Annotated in this window: 9 protein-coding genes; 6 read left to right on the top strand and 3 right to left on the bottom strand. The window is 73.0% G+C overall.

The features are described from left to right. Window positions 1-46 precede the first annotated feature (46 nt). Window positions 47-238, bottom strand: coding sequence for a ferredoxin (locus FB470_RS20185; protein ID WP_306993731.1), 192 nt, complete (start codon window positions 236-238; stop codon window positions 47-49). Between the two features lie 104 nt (window positions 239-342). On the opposite strand from FB470_RS20185, the gene FB470_RS20180 reads away from it, so the two are divergent. The 4 genes from FB470_RS20180 to FB470_RS20165 all read left to right on the top strand — a co-directional run bounded on the left by FB470_RS20180 (window position 343) and on the right by FB470_RS20165 (window position 5,043). Next, on the top strand, window positions 343-1,524 hold the full coding sequence (locus FB470_RS20180; protein ID WP_306993730.1) for an acyl-CoA dehydrogenase family protein: 1,182 nt from the start codon (window positions 343-345) through the stop codon (window positions 1,522-1,524). A gap of 9 nt (window positions 1,525-1,533) precedes the next feature. Continuing rightward, window positions 1,534-2,589 carry an acyl-CoA dehydrogenase family protein gene (locus FB470_RS20175; RefSeq protein WP_306993728.1) on the top strand — a complete coding sequence of 352 codons (1,056 nt, stop codon included), beginning with the start codon at window positions 1,534-1,536 and terminating at the stop codon, window positions 2,587-2,589. Then, entirely contained in the window at window positions 2,586-4,136 is a 1,551-nt protein-coding gene (locus tag FB470_RS20170) for a long-chain-fatty-acid--CoA ligase (RefSeq protein ID WP_306993726.1), read from the top strand. Before FB470_RS20175 ends, FB470_RS20170 begins: the two co-directional genes overlap by 4 nt. A gap of 577 nt (window positions 4,137-4,713) precedes the next feature. After that, window positions 4,714-5,043, top strand: coding sequence for a DUF1330 domain-containing protein (locus FB470_RS20165; RefSeq protein WP_306993725.1), 330 nt, complete (start codon window positions 4,714-4,716; stop codon window positions 5,041-5,043). A 561-nt stretch (window positions 5,044-5,604) separates the two neighbouring features. On the opposite strand, the gene FB470_RS20160 is transcribed toward FB470_RS20165, so the two are convergent. Beyond that, entirely contained in the window at window positions 5,605-8,349 is a 2,745-nt protein-coding gene (locus FB470_RS20160; RefSeq protein WP_306993723.1) for a bifunctional acetate--CoA ligase family protein/GNAT family N-acetyltransferase, read from the bottom strand. Window positions 8,350-9,049: 700 nt separating this feature from the next. Continuing rightward, window positions 9,050-10,219, bottom strand: a complete 1,170-nt coding sequence (locus FB470_RS20155; RefSeq protein ID WP_306993721.1) for an acetoin utilization protein AcuC — start codon at window positions 10,217-10,219, stop codon at window positions 9,050-9,052. A 104-nt stretch (window positions 10,220-10,323) separates the two neighbouring features. Here FB470_RS20155 and FB470_RS20150 point away from each other — a divergent pair, with 104 nt between their 5' ends. Both FB470_RS20150 and galK read left to right on the top strand, forming a co-directional pair. Beyond that, entirely contained in the window at window positions 10,324-11,019 is a 696-nt protein-coding gene (locus FB470_RS20150) for a metal-dependent transcriptional regulator (protein ID WP_306993720.1), read from the top strand. Further along, a complete protein-coding gene (gene galK / locus FB470_RS20145) occupies window positions 11,016-12,188 on the top strand; it encodes a galactokinase (RefSeq protein WP_306993718.1) in 1,173 nt (390 codons plus the stop codon). The genes FB470_RS20150 and galK overlap by 4 nt, the downstream gene beginning before the upstream one ends. Window positions 12,189-12,195 lie beyond the last annotated feature (7 nt).

Here is a 12,195-nt window from a genome sequence, read left to right as displayed (position 1 = left end):
AGACTAGAATCTGTTCTCGTCGCGGACAAGCCCCAGTTTCCGGCGTTTACTCCTCGGTGAACAGCGCATTCTTCGGGCAAGCCGCAACAGCTTGCGAAACACGTTCTACTTCCGATTCGGGCACGTCCGACTGGACGATCCGCAACTCCTCCTCGTCGTCCAGCTCGAAGACGGCGGGCGCGAACCCGATGCACACCTCGTTCGCCTCGCACAGCGACCGGTCGACCCCGACCCGCATGACTTCCTCCTCGGCGGTTCTGCTGATAGAAATAGAACGTGTTCTAGACTAGCGCCGGGGCCGGTCTGCTTCCAGCAACGACCGTCCGGGCCGGAGGTGACGGTATGCGGATCAGCTACACGACCGGGCAGGAGAAGTTGCGCGACGAGCTGCGCGACTACTTCGCGCGGCTGATGACCCCGGAGCGGCGCGAGGCGCTGGCCGGCGACGGCGGTGAGTACGGGGACGGCAAGGCCTACAAGGAGATCGTGCGCGAACTGGGCCGCGACGGCTGGCTCGCGATCGGGTGGCCGGAAGAGTACGGCGGGCAGGCGCGGCCCATGCTCGACCAGCTCGTCTTCACCGACGAGGCGGCCGTGGCCGGGGTGCCGGTCCCGTTCCTGACGGTCAACACGATCGGGCCCACGATCATGCGGTTCGGCACGCCCGAGCAGAAGGCGTTCTACCTGCCGCGGATCGCCGGCGGAGAGCTGCACTTCTCGATCGGCTACTCCGAGCCGGAGGCGGGCACCGACCTGGCGTCGCTGCGCACCCGGGCGGTCCGCGACGGCGACGAGTACGTGGTCAACGGCCAGAAGATGTGGACGAGCCTGATCGAGTACGCCGACTACGTGTGGCTGGCCGCGCGCACCGATCCGGACGCGAAGCGGCACAAGGGCCTGAGCATCCTGGTCGTGCCGACCGACGCGCCCGGGTTCTCCTGGACGAAGGTCCGCACGGTCGCCGGTCCGGGAACCAGCGCAACCTTCTACGACGACGTGCGGGTGCCGGTGTCCGCCCGGATCGCCGACGAGAACGCGGGCTGGCCGCTCATCACGAACCAGCTCAACCACGAGCGGGTCGCGCTGACCTCGGCCGCGCCGATCATCTCCGCGCTGGCCGAGGTGCGGGCGTGGGCGCAGGAGACCAAGCAGCCGGACGGCAGCCGGGTCATCGACGCCGAGTGGGTCCGGATGCACCTGGCCCGGGTGCACGCCCACGCCGAGTACCTCAAGCTGCGGAACTGGCGCATCGCGTGGGCGGCGGAGTCCGGCGACCTGGGTGCGGCGGAGGCGTCGGCGACGAAGGTGTTCGGCACCGAGCTGGCGATCGAGGCGTACCGGCTGCTCATGGAGGTGGTGGGGCCCGCGGCGGCGGTGCGCACCGGGTCGCCGGGCGCGGTGCTGCGCGGACGGCTCGAACGCGCCCACCGGTCGGCGCTGATCCTCACCTTCGGCGGCGGCACGAACGAGATCCAGCGCGACCTCATCGCCGCGACCGCCCTGTCCCTGCCCGTCACCCGCTGAGGAGGAACCGTGGACTTCGCGCTGAGTGAGGACGTCACCGAGCTGGCGGCACTCGTCCGCCGGATCCTCGCCGAGAAGGCGACGCCGAGCCCGCACGGCGAGGGCGGCTTCGACCGGGCGGCCTGGGGTGAGCTGGCGCGTGCCGGGGTGATCGACGCGGCGCTGCCGTCGCCGGTCGGCGGTGGCGGGCTCGGCGTCCTCGGGCGGTGCGCGGTGCTCACCGAGATCGGACGGGCCGTCGCCGAGGTGCCCTACCTGCCGACGGTGGTGGCGGCGACGGCGGTCGCCGGATCCGGGGACGGCCGGCTGATCGAGAAGTGGTTGGTGCCGGCCGTGCGCGGGCAGGCGGTGCTCGCGCTCGTGTTGCCGGACGCTGGGGCGCCGTGCGGGTTCACGGCGGAACCGGACGGGTCCGCCGGCTGGCGCGTGTCCGGCGCGCAGACCGCCGTGCCGTTCGCGTCGTTCGCCGACGCCCTGCTCGTCCCCGCGCACACGTCCGAGGGAACCGCGGTGTTCGCGCTCGACGCCGAACGGGCGGAGATCGAGTCGCAGAGCGTGATCGACCACGCCGACGCCGGGCTCGTCGAGCTGAGCGGCGTCCCGGCCACGCGGGTGCCGGTCTCGGACGTCTGGTTGCGCGAGCACGCGACGGTGGGACTGTGCGCGCAGCAGCTCGGCGTGCTGGAGGCCGCGCTGCACCGCACTGCGGAGTACGCGCGGCAGCGGCAGCAGTTCGGGCACGCGATCGGGGCGTTCCAGGCGGTGCGGCACCGGCTCGCGGACGCCTACGTCGACGTGGAGGCGGTCCGCCTGACGGTGTGGCAGGCCGCGTGGCGCCTGTCGGCGGAGTTGCCGGCCTCGGCGGAGGTCGCGACGGCGAAGTACTGGGCGGCCGAGGCCGGGCACCGGGTCGCGCACAGCGCGGTCCACCTCCACGGCGGCGTCGGCATCGACACCGACCACTCGCTGCACCGGTACTTCGTGGCGGCCAAGCGGCTCGAGTTCACCCTCGGCGGCGCGACGGCGCAGCTGCGGGTGCTGGGCGACCTGCTCGCGGCGTCATGACGGTCACCGAGCTGCTGCTGGCGCGGGCCGGCGACGACCGGCCCGGTCTGCGGTTCGAGGACTCGTCGTGGACGTGGCGGGAGCACGTGCAGCAGTGCGCGGACCACGCCGCGGTGTTGCGGTCGGTGCTCACCGGGCCCGTGAAGCACGTGGGGATCCTGGCGGACAACGTGCCGTCGTTCTCGTTCCTGCTCGGCGGGTGCGCGTTGTCGGGGTCGGTGCTGGTGGGGCTGAACCCGACGCGGCGGGGTGCGGCGCTGGAGCGGGACATCCGGCTGGCGGACTGCGAGCTGGTGCTGACGGAGGGACGGCACGCGGCGTTGCTGACCGGGATGGACGTCCCGGTGCTGGACCTGGACGGGCCGGAGTGGGCCGCGTTGCTGGATTCGTGCGCGGGCTCGCCGTTGACGCCGGTACCCGCACGTGCCGACGACCTGCTGATGCTGATCTTCACATCGGGTACCAGCGGTGATCCGAAGGCGGTGCGCTGCACGCACGACAAGATCGCCGCTCCGGGCCGGATGCTGGCAGACCGGTTCGGACTGTCCTCTTCGGATTGCGTCTACCTGTCGATGCCGATGTTCCACTCGAACGCGATCATGGCCGGGTGGTCGGTCGGGCTGGCGGCCGGGGCGACGCTGGCGTTGCGGCGGCGGTTCTCGGCGTCCGGTTTCCTGCCCGACGTGCGCCGGTTCGGGGTCACGTACGCGAACTACGTGGGCAAGCCGTTGTCGTACGTGCTGGCGACACCCTCGGCAGCGGACGACGCCGACAACCCGCTGCGGATCGTGTACGGGAACGAGGGTGCGGAGGCGGACCTCGCGGCGTTCGGCCGGCGGTTCGGGTGTCGCGTGGTGGACGCGTTCGGGTCGACCGAGGGCGGGATCGGGTTCGCGCGGACGCCGGACACGCCGGCCGGTTCGTTGGGCAGACTTCCGGAGGGGGTGGCGATCCTGGATCCGGAGACCGGGGTGGAGTGCCCGCCCGGTGTCGTCGGGGAGCTGGTGAACACCCGGGGGGCCGGCGCGTTCGCCGGGTACTACAAGAACCCCGCGGCGGACGCCGAACGCCTGCGCGACGGCCGGTACCACACGGGTGATCTGGCCTATGTGGACGACGCCGGGTTCTGCTACTTCGCCGGCCGCCTGGGCGACTGGTTGCGGGTGGACGGCGAGAACCTGGGCACGGCGCCGATCGAGCGGGTGCTGCTGCGCCACCCGGCGATCGCGGAGGCCGCGGTGTACGCGGTCCCCGATCCGGCGGTGGGTGACCAGGTGATGGCCGCGGTGGTGCTGGCCGGGCCGCTGGGCCCGGAGGAGTTCGGGGCTTTCCTGGCCCGGCAGGAGGATCTGGGGCCCAAGCAGCTGCCCCGCTACGTCCGGGTGGTGCGAGAACTCCCCCGGACCTCGACGTACAAGATCATGAAGCGGCAGCTGTCGGCGGAGGGGGTGCACTGCCCGGATCCGGTGTGGTCGAGGGTGGGTCGGGAAAGCGCTTACTGCACCGTGGGTGCCGGGTCGGGCGCGGACGAGGTGGTGCGGCCCTGAAGGTGGTGTCCGGCTCCGGGGAGGTTTGCACCCGCGCTCGGCTGGTGCACGGGTGGTAGGCCGCTCGCCGGACGCCCGTGTGCACCCGCCTCGTAGGGCACCCGCCTGCCGCCGCTCGCTGCCCGCCTGTGTACACCCGCCTCCCGCCGCTCGCTGCCCGCCTGTGTGCACCCACGTCGCAGGACCCTGTCGCTCGTTGCCCGCCGGGGGCGCACCGCTCGCCGTCCGCCCGCCGGGGGTTCGCCACTCGCCGATGCAGATGCGGGTCACAGGGCACCACCCGCCCGCCTGGGTGCACCCGCGTCGTAGGGGCACCCGCCGCTCGCCGCCCGCTGCTCGCCGCCGGGGCTCGCCGCCCGCGGATCACCCGCGTCGCTGGGCACCACCCGCCCGCTGCCCGCCGGCCGCCGACCGCCGCCAGCCTGGGGCTCGCTCCCCGCCGATATAGACGCCGGTCGGAGGGCACCACCCGCCCGCCTGTGTACACCCGCCTCGCAGGGCACCCGCCACTCGCCGCCCGAAGGCGTATACCGGCTAACCCGCCCCCGGGCGGGTGATCGGGTTCTAAGCTGCACTGATGGGCAAGGTCTATGCGCTGAACCTGTTCGACGTCGCCGACCGGGACGAGTACCTGGCGTACTCGCGCCGGTCCGCGGCCGAGGTCGCCGCCCACGGCGGGCGGGTCGTCGCGCTGGGAAAGTTCCGTGAGAGCGCCACCGGGGACATCGCCCCGCGGCAGGTGATGATCCTGGTGGAGTGGGAGTCGCCCGAAGCGTTCGCGAGCTATCGCGACGACCCGGCGCTGGCGGACCTCCACCCCCACCGCGAACACGGGACGTCCTCCTACATCTGGCACCTGTTCGACCAGATGGACGACCTGCGCCCGATCCTCAAGTCGGCCGAGTAAACCCGCCTCCCGACGGGCGCCGTCTCCGTCGCCCACACGCCGCGGGGGCCCAGTGGTCGCGGGAGCGCTGGCGAGGGCACCAATGGTCCATTCGTGGCCACACCACTGGTCCATCAGCGCTCCCCAGCACATCGACGGTCCGTCCGCGCTCTCACCGCTGGTCCATCAGCTCCACCGCCTCCACCGCCAACGGCCGCCCACCCGCACCACCGGTCAACCCGCGCTCGCCACCACACCGCTGGCCCCTTCGCCTCCCCACGACCGGCCCACTCGCACGCCCGCCACGCGTCCATCAGCTCCCCACCGCCAACGGTCCCCTCACCAACACACCACCGATCCACTCGCGCTCACCACCGCCCGAATGGACCGTTCGCGCCCCGGGCGTGGCCCCCGCCACGCGCACGCCAGCCGGCGCGCGCCACGCCAACGGTCCACTCGTGTGCGCACCACTGACCCATCGGCGCACCGGCGCCCACCGCCGCACCAATGGACCACTCACCCACCTACCACCGGCCCAGCGAGACAGGCCACCACCAGCAAGACCGCGCTCAACGCTCAGTGTCAGAAGCCCGCGTTGATCGGCCGCAAGCGGCGCGGTCCGGTGTCCGGGCGCGCGGGCGGCGGCCCCAGCACGATGCGCGCGTTGGCCACGAACGCCCCCTCCGGCGAGGCCATCACCGGGTCGAGGGTCAGCGCCCGCACCTCCGGGTGATCCTCCGCGAGCGCCGCCACCCGCAGCACCAGGTCCTGCAACGCCGCGAGGTCCGCGGGCTCGTCGCCGCGGTAGCCGGTCAGCAGCGGGGCCGTCTTCGGTTCGCGGATGAGCGTCGCGGCGTCCACGTCGGTCAGTGGCACCGCCCGGTAGGCCCGGTCCCCGAGCAGCGTGCTCACCAGCCCGGACAACCCGAACGACACCAGGCTGCCGAACGACGGGTCGTCCTGCAGGCCGATCAGGCACGAGATGCCCTTCGGCGCCATCTTCTGGACGTAGACGTCCTGCTCCCCCGACACCTCGCTCAGATCCTCGTAGCCGCGCCGAACCGCGTCGGGCGACGCCAGGTCCAGTCGCACGCCCGCGAGGTCCGGCCGTCCGCGCAATCGCTCGTCCACGGCCTTCACCGTCACCGGGTACCCCAGCTCTTCGGCGGCCGCCACCGCACCGTCCGCGCTCGACACCACCCGGAACGGCACCACGTCGATGCCGTAACACCCGAGCAGGCGCACGATGTCGCTGTCCTCGAGCACCACGTTCTTGTCGCCGCCCGCCAGGATCTCCCCCACGACCTGCTCCGCCTGCTCGACGTGCAGCCCATCGGGCCGGATCAGGGTCCCCTGCGGGCGCTGCCGCCACGCCGCATACCGGACAACCTTCGCCAGCGCGTTCACCGCCCGCTCGGGGCTCGGGAACGACGGGATCGACCCGGGCCCCGGCGCGCCGTCCGGCCCGGGCACCGCCAGCTCGTCCGGCACGCCCTCGGCGGCCAGGAACGTCGAGACGATCGGTTTGCGCTGGTCCAGATCCTGCGCCGCCTCCCGCAACGCCCGTGCGTACGTGCTGCCCGGGATCGACAGCGGCGGCACGAACACCGCCACCAGCGCGTCCGTCTCGGGGTTGTTCAGCGCCTCCCGCACCGCGGCGGCGAAGTCGTCCGGGCCGGCCTGCGGGCCGACGTCGACCGGGTCGAAGGCCAGACGCAGCCCCTGCGCCCGCGCGGTGTCGGCGGCCAGCAGCCCGATGGCGCTGGAGTTGCCCACGATGCCGATCCGCGGCCCGGCGGGCAACGGCTGGTGCGCGAACACCAGCGCGGTGTCGAACAGCTGCGCCAGCGTCTCCACCCGCACCACGCCGGCCTGCTCGAACAGCGCCTGCACGCTCGCCTCGTCGACCTCGGCGGAGGTGGCGGCCAGCTGCGGTCGCACCGCGTGCCGCCCGGACTTCACCGCGACGATCGGCTTGTTGCGGCCGAGCCGCCGCGCCAGCCGGGCGAACTTGCGCGGGTTGCCGAACGATTCCAGGTAGAGCAGGACGAGGTCGGTGTTCGGGTCGGTTTCCCAGTACTGCAGCAGGTCGTTGCCCGAGACGTCAGCCCGGTTACCGGCGGAGACGAACGTCGACAACCCCAGCCCGCGGGCCTCGGCGTCGGCGAGGATCGCCGTGCCCAGAGCGCCCGACTGGCAGAAGAACCCGGCGCGGCCGCGTTTGGGCAGGCGTGGCGCGAGCGTGGCGTTGAGCCGGACCGCGGGATCGGTGTTGAGCACGCCGAGCGCGTTCGGGCCGACCACGCGCATGCCGTGCGCCCGCGCCTCGCCGACCAGGCGCAGCTCGGCGTGCAGGCCATGCGGTCCCGCCTCGCCGAACCCGGCGGTGACGATGAGCAGGGTCTTGACACCCTTGGCGAGCGCACCGTCCAGAACGGACTCGACCTGGTCGGCCGGCACCGCGACCACCGCGAGGTCAACCGGATCCGGAATGTCCACAACGGACGGGTAAGCCCGTACACCGCGCACCGAGCGGTGTTCCGGGTTGACCGGGTAGACGGTGCCGGCGAAGTCCGCGGCCAGCAGGTTCGACAGGACGGAATAGCCGACCTTGGTGGGGTCGGCGGAGGCCCCGATGACGGCGACCGAGCGCGGGTGCAGCAGGTTGTGGACGCTGCGGGCCTCGGCGGCCTGTTCCCTCGCCCGGGCGACGGCCAGGGATTCTTCGGTGGGGTCGATGTCGAATTCCAGGTGCAGCACGCCCTCCTCGATGGCGCGGCTGACCTGGTAGCCGGCGTCCCGGAAGACCCGCACCATGGCGGCGTTCTCGGCGAGCACCTCGGCGACGAACCGGCGCAGACCGCACTCGGACGCGGCCGCGGCCAGGTGCTCCAGCAGGATCGACCCGACGCCGCGGCCCTGGTGCGCGTCGTCGACGACGAACGCCACCTCGGCGGACGGCCCGTGCCCGAGCCGCTCGTACCGTCCCACCGCGATGATGTCGTCACCGAGCAGAGCCACGAACGCGACGCGATCGTGGTGGTCCACGACGGAGAACCGCTCCAGGTCGCGCTGCGGGATGCGCGGGTACGCGCCGAAGTAGCGCAGGTACCGGGTGCGCTCGGAGAGCTTGGCGTGGAAGGAGACCAGGGCGTCCGCGTCACTCGGCACGATGGGTCGCAAGTGGACGGTGCCGCCGTCGCTGAGGAGGACGTCGGCCTCCCAGTGGCGCGGGTAGTGGTAGGGGTCGCGGGCGGGGTGCTCGTCCGGACGCTCCCGGCCGGGCTCGGCATCTCGGCCCTGATCGGGTGCCGCGGGATCCGCCACCGCGGTGCCTTGCTCCCCCGCGCCGGCCGGTTGGTCCTCGTGACCCGCAGCGGGAACTGCTGCCGCGGCTTCGCCGCGCGCCCTGCCGGCGGGCTGGTCATCGTGGCCCGCCGCGGGACCTGCTGCCACGGCTTCGCCGCGCGCCGGGCCGGCAGGCTGGTCCTGGTGGCTCGGCGTTGCGGCCGCACCTCGTCCTGAGCCGGCGGGCTCGGGCTCGCGGCTCGCGGCCGCAGCGGCACCCCGTCCGGAACCGGCAGGCCGATCCGGGTGGCTCGCTGCCTCGGCGTCATCCGGTCCCGAACCGGCGGGCCCGTTCTGGCGGCTCGCTGCCGCACCACCCTGCCCGGAACCCGCGGCCTGATTCTGGCCGCCCGCTGCCGCCGCATCAGCCCGCCCGGAGCCCGCAGCCTGGTTCTGGCGGCTCGCTGCCGCAGGGTCACTCGGTCCTGCGCCGGCAGGCTGGTTCCGGCGGCTCGCTGCCGCGGCCTTACCCGGCCCCGGCCCGACGGGCTGGTCCGGGCGGCCCTGGCCCGCCCCGGCCGCCTGGCCCTCCCGGGCCTGGTCGGCACCCGCCTCGCTCACGGTCCGGTTCTGCCCCGTCCCGTCCGCGGCGCCGCCAACCCGGGCGCCGGGTTCCTCGTACGGTTCGCCGGGCTTGTCGGTGGTGCTCATCTCACGTCGATTCCTCGGTGGTGTCGGGTCAGTCCCGCGGGTCGTCCGGGTCCAGGCCGTGCAGCGGGAACAATGCGCGCCGCGTGTCGCGAATGGCCACGTCGACCGGGTCGTCGGCCCCGTCGCCCCACGGCCGGTACGTCGTGTCGCGCCCGTCGGTCATCTCGGGCGGCAGTTCGGCGCTCGGCGCGGCTCGCAGGACCGTGCCGACCCAGCCCGGCGGCAGCGGGGTCTCGGGCTTCACGTCCCGGTTGAGCACCGTCGCCAGCAGGTGCGTCCACGAGCGCGGCACCACCCGGATCAGCTGGTAGCCGCCACCGCCGACGGCGAGCCAGCGACCCTCGGTGTACCGCTCGGCGAGGTCACGCAGAGTAGCGTAAATCGTACGATGTCCGTCGACGGACAATGACAGGTCCGCCAGCGGGTCCTCCTCGTGCGAGTCGACACCGCACTGGGTGACCAGGATCTGCGGGCGGAACACCTCGAGCAGCGACGGCACGACCGCGTGGAACGCGCGCAGCCAGCCGCCGTCGCGGGTGCCCGGGGGCAGCGGGACGTTCACCGCCGTGCCCTCGGCCTCGCCGGAGCCGGTCTCGGCGCTGTAACCGGTGCCCGGCCACAGGGTGAACGGGTGCTGGTGCAGGGACACGGTGAGCACGCGCGGGTCGTCGTAGAAGGCGGCCTGGACTCCGTCGCCGTGGTGGACGTCGGTGTCGATGTAGGCGATGCGGTCGAATCCGTGGTCGAGCAGCCACGAGACGGCGACGGCGCAGTCGTTGTAGACGCAGAACCCCGAGGCGTGGTCGCGCATCGCGTGGTGCAGCCCGCCCGCGATGTTCACCGCTCGCCGGGCTTCACCGTCAGCGATTTTGCGGGCACCCAGCAGAGTCGAGCCGACGACGAGGGCGGACGCCTCGTGCATGTCGCTGAACACCGGGTTGTCGGCGGTGCCGAGGCCGTGACCGACGTCCCAGCCCGCGGTCGGCGCGAGCCGCACTGCCGCCAGGTACTCCTCAGAATGGATGCGGTACAACTCGGTGTCGGTGGCGGGCTCGGGCACGAGCATCTCGACCCCGTCGAGAACCCCGAGTTCAGTGGCGAGCCGGACGGTCAGATCAAGCCGGACCGGGTTGAACGGGTGGTCTCCGCCGAGGTCGTAACCGAGCAGGGCGGGATCCCAGACGACGGCGGGCTGCATGACGTCCGATGGTAGCCGTGAGGAGCGGGATTATCCTCCCGGTCACCTGGGGTGACCGTCGCCCGGAACGACTACCATGGATTGTCGCGGACGAAGGGGACATCGTGAACGATCTCATCGACACCACAGAGATGTACTTGAAGACCATCTTCGAGCTCGAAGAGGAAGGTGTCGTACCGCTGCGCGCCCGAATCGCCGAGCGCCTGCAGCAGAGCGGTCCGACGGTCAGCCAGACGGTGGCGCGGATGGAACGCGACGGGCTGGTGCGCGTGGCCGACGACCGCCACCTCCAGCTCACCGACCACGGCCGCGAGCTCGCGATCGCCGTCATGCGCAAGCACCGCCTCGCGGAGCGGCTGCTGCTGGACGTCATCGGGCTGGAGTGGGAGCACGTGCACACCGAGGCGTGCCACTGGGAGCACGTCATGAGCGAAGCGGTGGAGCGCAAGCTGGTCCGGCTGCTGGACCACCCGACCACCTCCCCCTACGGCAACCCGATCCCCGGTCTGGACAAGCTCGGCGAGGGCGGGCAGCCCGCGCCGCCGGCCGAGGCCGACCTCGTGCGGCTCGACGACTTCGCGCGCTCCGGCGGCGGCAAGGCGGAGATCCGCCGGCTGGCCGAGCACATCCAGCTCGACGAGAAGCTGATGGTCGACATGAAGCGGGCGGGGATCGCCCCCGGCAGCATCGTGTCGGTGCGCCGCGCCGACGGCGGCGGCACGGCGGAGGTGACCGGCGAGCTCGGTGCCGTCCAGGTGCCCATGTCGGTGTTGCACGCGGTTCTGGCGCAGGCCAAGTGAACTCCGCGCGCGCAGCCGCGGAGGCGTTCCGATCGGTGCACGGCCGGCCCCCGGCAGGCGTGTGGTCGGCCCCGGGCCGGGTCAACCTCATCGGGGAGCACACCGACTACAACGACGGCTTCGTGCTGCCGTTCGCCCTGCCGCACCGGCTCGCCGCCGCCGCGTCCCCGCGGAGCGACCAGGTGCTCACCGTCGCGACCCTCGGCTCGGACGGCCGCATCCAGGACGCCGCCCCGATGACCATCCCGGACCTGCGTCCGGGCAGTGTCGAGGGCTGGTCCGCCTACCCGGCCGGCGTCGCCTGGGTGCTGCGCGACCACGGCGTCGAGCGCGGCGCCGACATCGTGCTGGCCGGCGACGTGCCCACCGGTGCCGGGCTGTCCTCGTCCGCCGCGCTGGAGTGCGCGGTCGCCCTCGCGCTGCTCGGGCTCGCCGGGGAGGACGACCCCGACCTCGACCGCCGCTCCGAGATCGCGCGCTGGGCCCAGCGCGCCGAGAACGACTTCGTCGGCGCCCCCACCGGCGTGCTCGACCAGACCGCGGCGCTGTGCTGCATCGACGGTCACGTCCTGTTCCTCGACGTGCGCTCCGGCGAGATGGAGCAGGTGCCCTTCGACGCGGCCGCCGCGGGCCTGCGCATCCTGGCCATCGACACGCGCGTCAAGCACGCCCACAGCGAAGGCGGCTACGGCGAGCGGCGCCGGGGCACCGAGCGCGCCGCCGACCTGCTGGGCGTCAAGGCCCTGCGGGACGTGGGCCCGGACGACCTCGACAGCGCCGTCGACCGGCTGCCCGGCGAGCTCGGGCCGCTGGTCCGGCACATCGTGACGGAGAACCAGCGCGTGCTCGACGTCGTCGCGCTGCTGCGGGACGGCCGCATCGGCGACATCGGCCCGCTGCTGACCGCCTCGCACCTCAGCATGCGCGACGACTACCGCATCTCGTGCCCGGAGCTGGACCTCGCGGTGGACGTGGCCAACGAGACCGGCGCCCTCGGGGCCCGCATGACCGGCGGTGGTTTCGGTGGCACCGCGATCGCGCTCGTGCCGGAGTCCGCTGTGGACACAGTGGAAACGGCGGTCGCCGCGGCCTTCGCCCGCGCGGGCTACCGCGCGCCGCGTGCCTTCGTGGCGGTCCCGTCGCCGGGAGCGCGGCGCGACGAGCTGTGACCCGGCG

This window comes from Amycolatopsis thermophila (genome assembly GCF_030814215.1).
Classification (GTDB): domain Bacteria; phylum Actinomycetota; class Actinomycetes; order Mycobacteriales; family Pseudonocardiaceae; genus Amycolatopsis_E; species Amycolatopsis_E thermophila.
Note: the sequence above shows the minus strand (reverse complement) of the source record. Positions and strands in the feature narration are given on the sequence as shown.